The following is a 13,766-nucleotide window of genomic DNA, read 5'->3' on the forward strand; positions in this document are numbered from 1 at the left end:
TGGCGGGGGAGGGGTGAGCCGGCCGGCTCACGGGACGCGGCGGTAGACATCCCGCCGGTTGCCGACCGCCAGCACCCAGACGAGGAGTTGGCCGTCCTCGACCGTGTACACGACGCGGTAGGCCCCGACCCGCAGGCGCCAACGGGCGTCGTGCCCCTGGAGCGGTTTGACGTCGAGGGCGGAGACGTCGCCCGCGTCCAGGGCGCGCTGCAACTCGGTGAGCCGTCGGAGGACGCGCATCGCGTCCGACCGGTCGATCTTCAGGAGGTCCCGCTGCGCGGACGCGCTGAAGCGAGTGGTGTACCCCATCGGCGTCAGCCGTGGTGGGCACGGAGCATGGCGGCCATCTCCTCGAGCGACACGGAGCCGTCGAAGCCCTCCGTCTCCGCCTCGTCGGCCAGTCGGTTCAGCCACGCGTCCTCGGCGTCCTCGGCGAGCCGCCGCAGGCGCTGGTACTCCTCGATGTCGATGACCACGGCCTCCTGGCGCCCGCGCCGCGTGATGATCGTCGGAATCTCGTCCCGACGAGCGCGGTCGACGACGTCCGCGAGATGACTGCGCACCATGGCCATGGACTCGATCACCGGATCACTCATGTCACCAGTGTAGTAGATGTACATCTGTGACTTCCAGGTTCGGGCCGGGCCGAACCGCGACGACCGGCGCCACCCGGGCCGAGCCGATGCCGAGGTCGGGGCCGCCCAGCCGTCAGCCGCCCGCGCGCAACGCGCGTGCCCGGCGCCGGAGCAGCGAGGACAGCGTCTCGCCGCGCCGCCGGTCGGGGCGGAGGCCGGGCACCAGGCGGCGGCCGTCCGTGACCTGGATCGTGCCGACGACGAGCCGGGCCGGAACGTGCGTGGTGTTCACCTGGCTGTCGGGCGCGCGCAGCGCCTCGGGCGTCACCGGCGCCGGCCGGTCGTGGTCGGCGGTCCAGGCGCGCGGCAACCCGGGAGTCTGCTCGGGGAAGGCCGCGTACCAGTCCCGCCAGGTCCACGGCGACGTGCCGCCCTCGCGCCGCCGGAGGAACCGCTCGACCACCTCCCGGCCGTGCGGCCGGACATGGGCCTCCACCACGCGCAGCACGAAGGCGAGGTCGTCGATCAGCGGCCGCTCCATCGGGCCGCCCCACAGCCGGGGCGGCGGCTGGTCGTCGCCGGGCCGCAGCGCCGCGCGGAAGCGGCGGTAGGGGCGGTGGTCCGCGAGCGTCGTCAGCTCGTACTCGTACTGGAAGGCGCCGCTGAGGCAGTGGAGACAGGTGCGGGAGTCGCGGTCCCGGTCGATCTCCTCCGGGAGCGTGACGCGGTGGGCGGCGAGGATCCTGGCACGTTCGCGCTCCAGCGCCGCCTCAGTCGGGTAGTCCGGGTAGCGGACGTCCATGAGGTGCAGGTACTCGTCGAGGAAGCGGGTCCACTGCTCCGGTGTGAGGTCGTCCCGGAGCGCCGGGTCGCGCCGGTGGACGCGGAGCCGGAGCGTGTCCGCCACCCGCCGTGGCTCCAGCGGGACGTGCCGCTCCGCGAGGCTGTCGGCCAGCCAGTAGAGCAGGCACCACACGGAGAGGCCGTCCGGCAGCCGACGCTCCGACTCGCGGCGGATCCGCCTGGCCTGCCACGCGATGTCGAACTCGGTGTTGGTGACGACGCTCCTGACCAGGCCGAGTTCCTCGGGCGGCAGCTCGACGACCACCAGGTGCCCCGGCCGCCGGTGGGGATTGCGGAGGTGCCGCTCCGGCCAGCCGAAGGCGAAGGCGACCGGATCCCCGCCCCTGCCCGCCACCGGCTCGGTGCTGAGGAACACCCCGCGCTCCGGATCGCCCTCGGCGGGCCGCAGCCCCTCCCGGAGGATCCCGGCCACGTTCTCCTCGCTCGTCCCATGGAACAGCAGCACCATCACGAACCCCCCTGAGCCGTTTACCCGCCGTACCCTCGGCCGGCCCCGCCGGCCGGGCCGTCGTCGTCCGCCACCATCGCCAACACCGGGGCCCACCGCTCGGGGCGGACCCGCAGGAACGTCCACGCGTCCTCGTCCCCGGCCACCACGGCGCGTAGCGCGTCCTCCGGCCCGAGGCGCTCGGGGCCGGCCAGCTCACGCAGGATGACGACGGCGGCCGCCGCGCCGCATGGGCCGTGCGCCGCCCAGTGCCCGAGGGCCGCTTCGACGGGCCCGGCCGCGGCACGGGCCTCGGCCACCGGCCCGGCCAGCCACCGCGCCCAGCGCCGGTGCGCGGCCTCGCCCGGCGGCTCGGCCGTGGCGAGGAACGCTTCGAGCGCCGTCGCCAGCCGGCTCGTCAGGTCGTGCCGCGGCCCCGGATCGAAGCCGTCACCGGCGAGCCGCGGGTACTCGGCGGCGAAGTGCTCCCACTCGACCTCCATCTCGACCGGGCCGAGTGCGTGGAGCCACCAACGCCCGGGCGGGCGCAGGGTGTCCGCCTCGGGTTGAGTGAGGAAGGCGTCGCGGATCAGCGGATGGTTCGGCGGCTCGCGTTCGGCGAGGAGCACGGCGTCGTAGAGGTCCTTGCCCATGGGGTGCCGGTCGGTGAGCAGCCACATCAGCTTCCAGGCGAGTGAGAGGCCGGGGGAGACGGTCTGGAGGCGGCAGCCGGGTCCCTGGCCGAGTGGGCGCAGGTCGGTCCAGGTGGGTGGCTCCGGCAACGGTTCGTTGAAGACGACGTCGATCTGGACGGTGCCGCCGGGGGTGCCGGGTGCGGTCCAGGGCAGCAGCATCCGGCGGCCGGGGACCCGGTCGTAGGTCCAGATCTCCTCGACCACCGCACCGGCCGCGTCGATCGCCGCCGGGCCGCTCGCTGCCGCCGCGGCGTCGGCGATCTCCCGGAGGAGGCGGGCCGTCTCCGGGCCGTCCGCCGCCCACTCCGCCGGTGTCACGACGAGGTCGATGTCGCCGGGCTCGCGGGCCTGCGACCCGAACCACTGGGTCATCAACACGCCGCCGCGCAGCACCAGATGCGGTGCGTACGGGCCGTCGGCGACGGCGGTGAGCACGGTGTCGAGCGCGGTGCGGCGGGCCCGCCACCAGGCGGTGGCCGACTCGTCGTCCGCGAAGCGGGGCTCGCCGGCGCGGTAGGCGTTGTGGAACTGCTTGAGGGCGGGCTCGAAGATCAGCGGCTGCCGCAGCCCGTCGCGCGCCGGCGCGATCGTCCTGGGCAGCGACTGGCTGCGCCGCGTCTCCTCGTCGAGCGGGGCGGACGGGACGTCGCGGGGCCCGCGCCAGAGCCGCCGCCAGGCTTCGTGTTCCGTCACCGGGCTATCCATCCGTCGTCGAGGGCCAGGTTGGAGTCGTGGAGGACGAACTCCCGCTCGACCTCCAGGATGTGGTGGCCGGCCGCGCGTAACGCGTCGAGCAGCGCGGTCAGTCGGCGCTCGGCCGTGTCCCGGCCCGCGTCGTGGCAGCGCTGGGTGACGAACCGCTCCTGCCGGCCGTCCGGTCGGACCCGGCGGGCGTTCCACGAGAGGTGGGCGCCGTGCGGAGTCGCCAGCCGCTCCAGGGCGGGCCGCTCGTGGTCGGCGGGCAGCAGCAGCTTGACGTGGTGCTCGAAGTACTGGCCGGCCTCCCGTGGATCGTCGTCCCGCTGCGGGACGGAGGCCGCCCACGGAGCGGCCTCCGTCTTGACGCGCACGACCGCGAACCCGTCCGCCACGAGATCGCGCACCGCGACGGTGGCGTCGCCACGGACGTTGACCATCGGCTGCGAGCGGGCCAGCCCCCTGGCCAGCTCGATGTGCGTGAACCCCAGCCCCCGCGCGGCGGCCCACGCCGCCAACCGGGGAATCCCGCCGGGCGGGCAGCTCACGGTGATGTGCGTCTCCAACACGTCGGCCATCCGCGATCCGTCAGCGGTCTTCGTCGAGCACCAGCATGACGTGCTCGTTCTCGGCGTACCAGACTGTTTCGGTGCGCCGGAAGCCGTGCTTCTCCAGCAGCCGCACCGAGCCGGTGTTCCCGAGATAGGGATCGGCGTGCAGCGGGCGGGCCTTCTCGCGCTCCAGGAAGAGCGCCAGCGCGCGCGTGCCGATGCCTCTGCCCCAGAACTGCCGACCGAGCCAGTACCCGATGAAGCGGCGGCCCTCGGCCCACCACGCCACGAAGTTGCCCGCCAGCTCGCCGTCGACGGTGACCGCCTGCACGAAGACGGTCGGCTCGCCGAGGACCTTCGTCGTCCAGTGCGTCATGAAGGTATCCCGCTCCCGGGGCGAGAACCTCGACCGCCGTGCGGCCTCCGGGTCCTGCTCCTGCGCGAAGAACACCTCCAGATCGGCCGGCCCGACATCTCTCAACTCCACCTGGTCACTCATGCCAACAGCCTGCCACGCGCCACTGACACTCCCGCGGGCGGTCAGCGGCTGACGCCGGGGCTCCGCGCCCCCGCGAGTCCGGTGAGCCCAGGCCGGCGGGCGAATGGTAGCGGCGGCGATAGTATCGCTTGCGATAGTATCGTCGGGACTACCAGGGAGGTGTCCATGCGTCGCTTCATCGGACGGCAGCACGAGCTGGGTGTGCTGCGGGGCGTTCTCGACCAGGTGCGCGCCGCCATGGGGGCGGGGGGCGCGCCCGGGCAGTGCGTGCTCATCCGGGGGCGCCGGCGGGTCGGCAAGTCGAGCCTGGTCGAGGAGTTCCTGCGACAGGCCGAGGTGCCGGCCGTCTTCTACACCGCGGCCGGTCAGTCGGCCGAGCAGGAGCTGGCCGAGCTCGTCGAGGCCGTCGCGGGATCCACCCTGCCGGGCGGGGAGCTGTTCGTCGAGGAGGCCCCCGGCCAGTGGAACGCGGCGTTCCGGCTGCTGGCGGAGGTGCTGCCGGACGACGCCCCGAGCGTCGTCGTGATGGACGAGGTGCCGTACCTCATGAACCGCGTCGACGCCTTCGAGGGCATGCTCCAGCGGGCCTGGGACCGTCAGCTCAGCCGCAAGCCGGTGCTCCTCCTGCTCATCGGCTCCGACCTGTCCATGATGGAGGCGCTCAACGACTACGCCCGCCCCTTCCACCAGCGCGGGCGCGAGATGGTGGTGGGCCCGCTCAACCCCGCCGACATCGCCGACATGCTCGGCCTCCCGCCGGCGGCGGCCTTCGACGCGGCGCTCGTCACGGGCGGCCTGCCGCTGATCTGCCGCGAGTGGGGCGCCGGGCAGGGCATGTGGGACTTCCTCCGGACGTCGCTGGAGAGCCCCGTCTCCGCGCTCCTCGTCTCCGCCGAGCGCTCGCTGGCGGCCGAGTTCCCGCCCCAGGCGATGGGCCGGGAGGTGCTGCGCGCCATCGGCTCGGGGGAGCGGACCTTCACCAACATCGCGCGCGCCGCCGGCGGCATCGCCCACACCACGCTCAGCCGGGCGACGGAGCTGCTGATCGAGAAGGGCGTGGTCGCCGCCGAGCTGCCCGTCTCGATGCGTCCCTCGAAGGAGCGCCGCTACCGCGTCGCCGACCCCTACCTCCGCTTCTGGCTGGCGTTCGTCGAGCCGCACATGGCGGAGATCGAGCGGATGCGCGGCGACCTGACGCTCGAACGGATCAGGGAGCGGTGGACCGCGTGGCGGGGCCGGGCGGTCGAGCCGCTGGTCCGGGAGGCGCTGGCCCGGCTCCTGCCGGACGGCGACCTCCCGGCGGCCCCCGTCATCGGCGGCTACTGGACGCGGGGCAACGACGTCGAGATCGACCTGGTGGGCGCGGACCGGGAGCCGGTCGCCAAGCGTCTCCTGTTCCTCGGCTCGATCAAGTGGCTGGAGCGGTCGCCGTTCGACGCCCACGACCTGGCCGCGCTGCACCGGCACCGGGCCGCGCTCACCGACGACCCCGTGCCGCTGGTCGCGGTCTCCCGGAGTGGCGTGAAGTGCCAGGGGCTGACCGCGACCTACGGGCCCGACGAACTCGTCGCCGCCTGGCGGCGCCCGGGCTGACCCGGTCGCCGTCCTCGACGCGGCGGCCGTCACCCCGGGACGGCCACCACCAGGGTCATGGAGTCGCCGGAGCGCCGCTGCTCGATGACCGTGCCCTGCTGGAAACGGCCGTCGGCCCGGTCCTCGCGGGAGACGGAGAAGCCCTGGGCCTCCAACCCCTGGCGGGCCTGGTCGAACTGCTGGCCGAGGACGTTCGGGGTCTCCTCCGGGGTGTCCGGCTGGTCCGGATTCTGGTCCTGCCCGCCCGCCCCGACGGCGTAGACGATCTCGACGGGCGTGCCGGGCGCCACCTGCGCGCCGCCCTCCGGGGACTGCCGGATGACGGTGCCCGCCGCGATCGACGGGTTCTGCTCCTCCGACAGCACGGGCTCGAAGCCGGTGTTCCGCAGCGCCTGGGCCGCGGCGTTGAACTCCTGCCCGACGACGCTCGGGACGGCCACGGTCGACTGGTTCTCCGAGTCGCCCGGGTCCGGCTCCTCGTCGGAGTCCGACTCCGGCGCGTCCGCCACGACGAGCGTGACGGTCTCGCCGGGTTCGGCCTCCTCGCCGGCCTCCGGGTCCTGCGTCAGCACCGTGCCCGGCTCGGCGCTCCCGTCCTCCTGCGACTCCTGCGCCACCCGGAAGCCCGAGTCCTGGAGCTCGGCCAGCGCTTCCTGGAACGGGTCGCCGACGACGTTCGGGACCTCGACCGGCTCGGGGCCCGAGGACATGATCAGGGTGACGGTCTCGCCCCGCTCGATCTCCTCGTCCGCGGCCGGGCTGGTCTCGCAGACCGTGTCCGCCTCCTCGACGCAGGGCCTGCTCGTGCCCTCCGCGACCACCAGGCTCTGGTTGGCCGCGCGTGCCCTGGCGTCCTCGAAGGACAGGCCGGTCAGGTCGGGCACGGTCAGCGTGGTCCCGCCCCCGCCGTCGCCCTCGTCCGGGAAGAGGAGCCGGCCGATGGCGACGGCCCCGATCAGCACCAGCACGGCGCCCACGGCGAGCAGGACCGTCGACCGCTGGGACGAACGCCGCTGCGGCGGACGGCGGTTGGCCCGCCGGCCACCGCCGTCGGGGACGGCGGGCGCCACGCCGGTCCTGGCAGCGGACATCGCGGGCATCGAGGCGGTCGCGGCGCCCGAGGCGCGGGAGGCGGACGGCTCGGGCGGCGGGGCGAACACCGCCATGCCGCGCCCTTCGAGCACGGCCTCCAGATCGGCCCGCATCTCGGCGGCCGACTGGTACCGCCACTCGCGGTCCTTGGCCAGGGACCGGAGCACGACGGCGTCGACGCCGGGCGAGATCCCCTCGGCGAGGACGCTGGGCGGCGTCGGCTCCTCGCTGACGTGCTGGTAGGCGACGGCGACCGGGCTGTCACCGACGAACGGCGGCCGGCCGGTGAGGAGCTCGTAGAGCATGCAGCCGGTCGAGTACAGGTCGGAGCGGGCGTCGACCTTCTCGCCCCTGGCCTGCTCGGGCGACATGTAGTGCGCCGTGCCGATGACGGCCGCCGTCTGCGTCATCGTCATACCGGAGTCGCCCGAGGCGCGGGCGATGCCGAAGTCCATCACCTTGACCTGGCCGGCGGGGGTGAGCATGACGTTGGCCGGTTTGATGTCCCGGTGGACGATCCCGGCGCCGTGCGAGTAGTCCAGCGCCTGCAGCACGCCGACGCAGATCTCCATCACGCGCTCCGGCAGCAGGCCCCGGCCGGTGTGCAGCAGGTCGCGCAGCGTGGAGCCCTCGACGTACTCCATCACGATGTACGGCATCGGGACGCCGTTGACCTGGTCCTCGCCGGTGTCGTAGATGGCGGTGATCGCCGGGTGGTTCAGCGAGCCGGCGGACTGCGCCTCGCGGCGGAACCTGGCCTGGAAGACGGGGTCGCGGGCGAGGTCGCCGAGCAGTGTCTTGACGGCCACCGTGCGGCCGAGACGGCTGTCGTGGGCCAGATACACCTCGGCCATGCCGCCCCGGCCAAGCACCTGGCGCAGCTCGTAGCGATCGGCGAAGCGCGGCGGCGCGTCCATGTCGTCTGGTCTCCCCGGGGCAGGCGAAGTCCCGTGAGCCTAGCGGGAATTGGAGGCGAGTGTTCGCGACTCCGGTCGCAGCCGCTAAGAACCGGGCATCGGGGTTTGGGGTGGGCTCAGGCGGTGAGAGGCTTCGCGTAGCAGAAGGTGCCGGGCCGGGTGGCGTACGTGCCCCACGGGTCGGTCGGCTCGTAGCCGGCGGACTCGTAGAGGGCGACGGCGGCCGGCTGGAGGTGGCCGGTGACGAGGCGGAGGCGGGTGTGGCCCAGCTCCGCCGCCTGCCGCTCGACCTCCTTGAGCAGCGCCCGGGCGATGCCCTGGCCACGGGCGGCCGGGGCGACGTACATCCGCTTGACCTCGCCGGTGCCGGCGACGCCGGTGGTCTGGACGGCGACACAGCCGACGGTCTCGCCGTCCACGACGGCCACCAGGTAGTGGGCGCCGGGGCCGATGCCCGAGCGGCCCTCCAGGCCGTACCGGGCGACCAGCTCGGCGAAGGCCGCGTCGAGCAACCGGATCAGGTCGAGGTCGTCGGCGGTGCGCTGCTCTATAAACATGCCGAACATTGTATAGGTATGAGAGCGGCGCGGGTCGGGGCTTTCCCCGACCCGCGCCGAGCGGTGCGTCAGTCGACCCGGTCGACTCAGTCGTCGTCGCCGTCCTCGTGCTGGCCGCCGTCGTCGTCGTGCTGGTTCTGGCCGTCGTCGTCCGCCTCGTCGTCCGCCTCGTCATCGGACTGGTCGTCCGAGTCGTCGGAGGCGTCCTCACCCTGGTCGTCCTGGGTGGCGTCCGTGACCTCGCCGGAGGCCGGGTCGATCGACAGTTCGTGCTCGGTGCCGTCGTCCGCCTTCACCTCGACGTCCCAGTGACCGTCCTCGAAGTCGACGCCGTCCAGGTTGCCGGACACCTGGCCCAGCGCGATGTCGATAGCCTGCGCCGCGTCCACCTGGTTGTCGGCGGACCGGAGGGCGTCGGCCACCGCGGCGTCATCGTCGTCGGTGTCGCTCTCGTTCTCGACCTGGCTGTCGACGACCTGGGTACCGTCCGCGTTGACCTGGACCTTGTACCACTGGCCGTCCTCGCCGATGATCTCGATCTCCCAGCCGCCCGCGTTGCCGCCGTCGTCGTCGTTGAAGTCGACCTCGGCGACCGCGCCGGCCTGCTCGTTGAGCGCCGTGCTCACGGCCTGCCGGGCCGCGGACCCGGAGCCGCCCTCCGGACCGCTGTCCCGGGTGTCGTCGCCCGACGACGCGGCCGAGGAGTCCGCGACCGAAGTCGAGGCGCCGCCGGAGCCGGCGGTGTCGGACGGGCTGGACGAGCCACTCGCCGCTGCGGCGGTGAGGGCGCCACCGCCGATCACGGCACTGGCAACCACGGTGGTGAGAATGACCTTGCGCTTCATGTGCGGGATTCCTCCCCGGTTGGCTTGCGCGAACGGTCTCGACCCTCGCTGATCGTTGCTGAAGGAGAGCTGAAGCCGCCTGAAGACGTCTTCAGGAAAGATTTGCCAAGCTGTAGCGCATGCGCGTGCTGATCGTGGAGGACGAGCGACGTCTCGCCCGCTCCCTCGCCCAGGGACTGACCGCCGAGGGCTTCGCCGTGGACGTGGTGCACACCGGCACCGACGGCCTGCACCAGGCCACCCAGAACGCCTACGACCTGATCATCCTCGACATCATGCTGCCCGGCCTCAACGGCTACCGGGTGTGCGCGGCGCTCCGCGCCGCCGGCGACGAGACCCCGATCCTGATGCTCACCGCCAAGGACGGCGAGTACGACGAGGCCGAGGGCCTGGACACCGGCGCCGACGACTACCTCACCAAACCGTTCTCCTACGTCGTCCTCGTGGCCAGGGTGCGCGCGCTGCTGCGCCGCCGGGGCGGCCGGGGCGCCGCGCCCGAGCTGCGGGTCGGCGACCTCACCGTCGACCGCGTCACCCGCCGGGTCACCAGGGGCGACACCGACGTCACCCTCACCGCCAAGGAGTTCGGCGTGCTGGAACACCTGGCCACCAGGGCGGGGGAGATCGTCTCCAAGGCCGAGATCCTGGAACACGGCTGGGACTTCGCCTACGACGGCGACCCCAACATCGTCGAGGTCTACATCAGCGCCCTGCGCCGCAAGCTGGGCCCCGGCCTGATCGTCACGGTGCGCGGCGCCGGCTACCGGCTGGTCGGAACCCGTGGCTAGCGTCCGCGCCCGCGCCACGCTGGGGGCCACGGCCGTGGTGGCGGTGGCACTGCTCGCCGCCGGCCTGCTGCTCCTCAACACGCTGCGCGCCAACGTCACCCAGCAGATCGGTGTCGAGGCGGAGGTCTCGGCCCGGGGCGTGGCCACGGAACTGGCCGCGGGTACCACGTTCGAGGACCTCAATCTGGACTCCGACACCCCTGTCCAGGTACTCGACGGCGACGGCAGGGTACGTGCCGTCAGCGACGACCTGGAGGCCATCACCGGCACCGGCCAGCCCGACGTGACGTCACGCGGCGCCGGGCTGAGCACGCACGACCTCGATGACGACGACGATGACGATGACGACGCCCCCGGCGAGGCGGAGCGGGGCGAGGTGTCGGAGCACGCCACCATGTCCACCGGCACGGCCACCATCGACGGCGACACCGACGACTACCGTTTCGCCCGCGTCGAGGTGGTCGGTGACACGGGCGTGGAGGCCGTCGTCTTCGCCGGCGCGCCGCTCGACGTCGAGCAGGCCGCCGTGTCCGGCGCCCGCGGCTCCATGCTGGTCGGCTTCCCGCTCGTGCTGGCCCTGGTGGCCGTCGTCACCTGGCTGGTGACCCGGCGGGCGCTCGGCCCGGTCGAGGGGATCCGCCGCGAGATGGCCGCCATCACCCACTCCGAGGACCTGTCCCGGCGGGTGCCCGAGCCGGCCAGCCGGGACGAGATCGGGCGGCTCGCCAGGACCACCAACGAGACGCTCGCCGCCCTGGAGAGCTCCGTGGAACGGCAGCGCCGCTTCGTCGCCGACGCCTCGCACGAACTGCGCAGCCCGATCGCCTCGCTCCGCACCCAACTCGAGGTGGGCGAGGCCCACCCGGAACTGCTCGACGTGTCGGGCGCGGTCCAGGACACCGTCCGGCTCCAGGTACTCGCCGCCGACCTGCTGCTGCTGGCCAGGCTCGACGCGGGGGAGCGGCCGGTGGCCGGGGCGGTCAGACTCGACCGGCTGGTCGCCGACGAGACGGGGCAGCGCACCGGCGACCGGCTCCCGATCGACGTCGGCGACCTGCCGGAGCTGACCGTCGACGGCTCGCGCGGCCAACTGGCCAGGGTGCTCGGCAACCTGCTGGACAACGGGCAGCGGCACGCGGCGGGACGGGTTCGGGTGACGCTGCGCGGCGAGGGCGACCAGGCGGTGCTCGAGGTCGCGGACGACGGCGCCGGGGTCCCGGAAGAGGACCGCGAGCGGATCTTCGAACGCTTCGTCCGGCTCGACGACGCCCGCGGCCGCGACGAGGGCGGCGCCGGCCTCGGCCTGGCCATCGCCCGCGACGTGGCCGTCCGGCACGGCGGCACCCTGACCGTCTCCCGGGCCCCGGAGGGCGGCGCCCTCTTCACCCTCCGCCTACCGACGGGCGACGCCGCAGGCGGCACCGACGTGTAGTACCGGAATCTCGTACCGCTGCGGTACGGTGGCCTCGTACCGTTCAGGAGGGGCCGCGCGAAGGGAGAGCAGCGTATGAGCATCAGTGCCAGCGAGGCCAGGAGGAGCCTGTTCCCGCTCATCGAGCGGGTGAACACGGACCACGATCCGGTGCGGATCACCTCCAAGGCCGGCGACGCCGTTCTCATGTCGGCCGACGACTACGACTCCTGGCAGGAGACCATCTACCTGCTGCGTTCCCCTGCCAACGCCCAGCGACTCATGGAAGCGGTCGCCCGGGACAGGGCGGGTGAGCCCGGAGTCGCCAGGACGATCGACGAACTCCGGGACATGGCCGGGGGTGAGGCGTGAGGAGCGTCACCTTCGACCCCGCCGGCTGGGACGACTTCCTGTTCTGGCTCGCGTCCGACCGGAAGATGGCCCGCCGGATCACGCGCCTGATCGCGGAAATCCAGCGCACCCCCTTCGAGGGCATCGGCAAGCCCGAGCCGCTGAAGGGCGACCTCACGGGTTACTGGTCGCGTCGGATCGACGACGAACACCGACTCGTCTACCGCGCCGACGTCAAGGAAGTGAAGATCATCAAGGCCCGCTACCACTACTGACGGCGGGCGACCGCCGCGGTGCGACGGCCCGTCGCGCGCGCCTCCGGCGCGCTGCCGCGCCTCGGCCCGCCCGCGCCTCCGCGCCGAGGACGGTCAGCCGCGGCCCCGCTCCTCGTGCAGGTGGGCGGCCACCGGGCCGAGCGCGTGGAGGAGGGCCTTCAGGTCCTCGGGGGAGAGCAGGTCGACGAAGTGGCGGCGGACCGAGGCCACGTGGTGGGGGGCGACGTCCCGCATCGTCTCCCAGCCCTCGTCGGTGAGCACCGCGAAGAGGCCGCGCTTGTCGGAGTCGCAGTTCTCGCGGCGGACGAGACCGGCCCGTTCCATGCGGGTGATCTGGTGGGAGAGCCGGCTCTTGGACTGGAGGGTGGCGGCGGCGAGGTCGCTCATCCGCATCCGGCGTTCGTCCGACTCCGAGAGGTTGACCAGGATCTCGTAGTCGTTCATGGTCAGCCCGAACGGCTGGAGGTCACGCTCCAGCTGGTGGGTCAGCAGCTTGGTCACCTCCAGATGGGTGCGCCAGGCGCGCTGTTCCGCCTCGCTCAGCCAGCGGGTCTCCTGGGCGGCGGGGGCGGCTTCGGTGTCCATGCTCCGACTCTAACCAACCGGCCACCCCGGCCCGGAGGGGTCGGCGGCACCCCTGCGAGAATGGCCGGCATGGACCTCAAGACCGCTAGCTCCCTGCGTCGGCTCCGGCTGGTGTCCGCCCCCGAGGCGGTCTCCTTCCTGGTGCTGCTGGTGTGCTCCGTGCTCAGGCGCACCACCGACTTCGACGCCGTCCCCGTGATGGGCATGATCCACGGCGTGCTGTTCGTCGGCTACGTGCTGTTCTGGCTGGACGCCTGGAACCGCACGAAGTGGCCGCTGCCGACCGCCGCCTGGTTCTTCCTGATGTCGGTGCTGCCCATCGGCGGCTTCTTCGCCGAGCGTCGGCTGCGCCGGGCGCAGGACGACGCGGTGATCGCGGCCCGCGCCCGTCGCGAGGGCGTCGTCAACGCCTGACGCCCCGGCGGCGTCAGGTGACCAGCCGGTAGGGTCACAGGCGTGTCGAAACCGCTCAGCCTTCCCTTCGACCCGATCGCGCGCGCCGACGAACTCTGGCAGCGGCGCTGGGGAGCCGTGCCGGCGATGGGCGCCATCACCTCGATCATGCGGGCGCACCAGATCCTGCTGGCCGAGGTGGACGCCGTGGTCAAGCCCTACGGGCTGACCTTCGCGCGCTACGAGGCACTGGTGCTGCTCACCTTCAGCAAAAAGGGTGAACTGCCCATGTCCAAGATCGGCGAGCGGCTGATGGTGCATCCGACCTCGGTCACCAACACCGTCGACCGGCTGGTCCGCTCGGGCCTGGTGACCAAGCGCCCCAACCCCAACGACGGCCGCGGCACCCTCGCCTCCATCACCGACGAGGGCCGCGCCGTGTGCGACGCCGCCACCCGCGACCTGATGGCCATGGACTTCGGCCTCGGCGTCTACGACGGCGAGGAGTGCCAGGAGATCTTCGCGCTGCTGCGCCCGCTGCGGGTGGCCGCCCAGGACTTCGCCGACGGCGAGCCCGCGCCCGCGGCCGGGGCCCCTCGCGGCCCGGCGTCGGACCCGGCCCCCCGGGAAGATCGCCCCGAATGACCCGTTA

17 protein-coding genes are annotated in these 13,766 nt (G+C 73.0%); 7 read left to right on the forward strand and 10 right to left on the reverse strand.

All coding sequences use genetic code 11. The features are described 5' to 3' along the window. Positions 1-27 precede the first annotated feature (27 nt). The 6 genes from E1283_RS00235 to E1283_RS00260 all read right to left on the reverse strand — a co-directional run bounded on the left by E1283_RS00235 (position 28) and on the right by E1283_RS00260 (position 4,307). Positions 28-309 (reverse strand): type II toxin-antitoxin system RelE family toxin, encoded by a 282-nt coding sequence (locus tag E1283_RS00235; RefSeq protein ID WP_132815255.1) that lies wholly within the window; start codon positions 307-309, stop codon positions 28-30. A 5-nt stretch (positions 310-314) separates the two neighbouring features. Further along, a complete protein-coding gene (locus E1283_RS00240) occupies positions 315-596 on the reverse strand; it encodes a type II toxin-antitoxin system Phd/YefM family antitoxin (RefSeq protein WP_243744506.1) in 282 nt (93 codons plus the stop codon). Positions 597-708: 112 nt separating this feature from the next. Further along, on the reverse strand, positions 709-1,887 hold the full coding sequence (locus E1283_RS00245; protein ID WP_132815257.1) for an RNA 2'-phosphotransferase family protein: 1,179 nt from the start codon (positions 1,885-1,887) through the stop codon (positions 709-711). A gap of 20 nt (positions 1,888-1,907) precedes the next feature. Next, positions 1,908-3,254: a nucleotidyl transferase AbiEii/AbiGii toxin family protein gene (locus E1283_RS36925; protein WP_243744507.1), complete on the reverse strand. Its 1,347-nt coding sequence runs from the start codon at positions 3,252-3,254 to the stop codon at positions 1,908-1,910. Further along, positions 3,251-3,835, reverse strand: a complete 585-nt coding sequence (locus E1283_RS00255) for a hypothetical protein (RefSeq protein WP_132815259.1) — start codon at positions 3,833-3,835, stop codon at positions 3,251-3,253. The genes E1283_RS36925 and E1283_RS00255 overlap by 4 nt, the downstream gene beginning before the upstream one ends. Positions 3,836-3,845: 10 nt before the next feature. Next, the gene (locus tag E1283_RS00260) at positions 3,846-4,307 is read right to left on the reverse strand and encodes a GNAT family N-acetyltransferase (RefSeq protein ID WP_207930241.1); all 462 of its coding nucleotides are present in this window, start codon (positions 4,305-4,307) and stop codon (positions 3,846-3,848) included. Between the two features lie 165 nt (positions 4,308-4,472). Between E1283_RS00260 and E1283_RS00265 the strand changes: the two genes are divergently transcribed. Next, positions 4,473-5,900 carry an ATP-binding protein gene (locus E1283_RS00265; protein WP_132815261.1) on the forward strand — a complete coding sequence of 476 codons (1,428 nt, stop codon included), beginning with the start codon at positions 4,473-4,475 and terminating at the stop codon, positions 5,898-5,900. Positions 5,901-5,929: 29 nt separating this feature from the next. On the opposite strand, the gene pknB is transcribed toward E1283_RS00265, so the two are convergent. The 3 genes from pknB to E1283_RS00280 all read right to left on the reverse strand — a co-directional run bounded on the left by pknB (position 5,930) and on the right by E1283_RS00280 (position 9,311). Next, positions 5,930-7,909 (reverse strand): Stk1 family PASTA domain-containing Ser/Thr kinase, encoded by a 1,980-nt coding sequence (gene pknB / locus E1283_RS00270; RefSeq protein WP_132815263.1) that lies wholly within the window; start codon positions 7,907-7,909, stop codon positions 5,930-5,932. A gap of 116 nt (positions 7,910-8,025) precedes the next feature. Next, the gene (locus E1283_RS00275; RefSeq protein WP_165955961.1) at positions 8,026-8,466 is read right to left on the reverse strand and encodes a GNAT family N-acetyltransferase; all 441 of its coding nucleotides are present in this window, start codon (positions 8,464-8,466) and stop codon (positions 8,026-8,028) included. Positions 8,467-8,552: 86 nt separating this feature from the next. Continuing rightward, positions 8,553-9,311, reverse strand: coding sequence for a PepSY domain-containing protein (locus tag E1283_RS00280; RefSeq protein WP_132815267.1), 759 nt, complete (start codon positions 9,309-9,311; stop codon positions 8,553-8,555). A gap of 119 nt (positions 9,312-9,430) precedes the next feature. Here E1283_RS00280 and E1283_RS00285 point away from each other — a divergent pair, with 119 nt between their 5' ends. From E1283_RS00285 to E1283_RS00300, 4 genes are all read left to right on the forward strand, one after another. Beyond that, a complete protein-coding gene (locus E1283_RS00285) occupies positions 9,431-10,099 on the forward strand; it encodes a response regulator transcription factor (protein ID WP_132815269.1) in 669 nt (222 codons plus the stop codon). Next, complete coding sequence (locus tag E1283_RS00290; protein ID WP_132815271.1) at positions 10,092-11,531, forward strand: sensor histidine kinase; 1,440 nt, start codon at positions 10,092-10,094, stop codon at positions 11,529-11,531. Before E1283_RS00285 ends, E1283_RS00290 begins: the two co-directional genes overlap by 8 nt. A 75-nt stretch (positions 11,532-11,606) precedes the next feature. Then, the gene (locus E1283_RS00295) at positions 11,607-11,882 is read left to right on the forward strand and encodes a type II toxin-antitoxin system Phd/YefM family antitoxin (protein WP_132815273.1); all 276 of its coding nucleotides are present in this window, start codon (positions 11,607-11,609) and stop codon (positions 11,880-11,882) included. Then, complete coding sequence (locus tag E1283_RS00300; RefSeq protein WP_132815275.1) at positions 11,879-12,136, forward strand: Txe/YoeB family addiction module toxin; 258 nt, start codon at positions 11,879-11,881, stop codon at positions 12,134-12,136. The genes E1283_RS00295 and E1283_RS00300 overlap by 4 nt, the downstream gene beginning before the upstream one ends. A gap of 93 nt (positions 12,137-12,229) precedes the next feature. Here E1283_RS00300 and E1283_RS00305 read toward each other — a convergent pair whose 3' ends face one another. Then, a complete protein-coding gene (locus tag E1283_RS00305; protein ID WP_132815277.1) occupies positions 12,230-12,721 on the reverse strand; it encodes a MarR family winged helix-turn-helix transcriptional regulator in 492 nt (163 codons plus the stop codon). A 69-nt stretch (positions 12,722-12,790) separates the two neighbouring features. Here E1283_RS00305 and E1283_RS00310 point away from each other — a divergent pair, with 69 nt between their 5' ends. Together E1283_RS00310 and E1283_RS00315 are read left to right on the forward strand one after the other, a co-directional pair. Then, positions 12,791-13,135, forward strand: coding sequence for a DUF3817 domain-containing protein (locus E1283_RS00310; RefSeq protein WP_132815279.1), 345 nt, complete (start codon positions 12,791-12,793; stop codon positions 13,133-13,135). 42 nt (positions 13,136-13,177) lie between these two features. After that, positions 13,178-13,759, forward strand: a complete 582-nt coding sequence (locus tag E1283_RS00315; RefSeq protein ID WP_243744508.1) for a MarR family winged helix-turn-helix transcriptional regulator — start codon at positions 13,178-13,180, stop codon at positions 13,757-13,759. The last annotated feature ends 7 nt before the right edge of the window (positions 13,760-13,766 follow it).

This window comes from Streptomyces hainanensis (genome assembly GCF_004348415.1).
In the GTDB taxonomy this organism is placed as follows: domain Bacteria; phylum Actinomycetota; class Actinomycetes; order Streptomycetales; family Streptomycetaceae; genus Streptomyces; species Streptomyces hainanensis.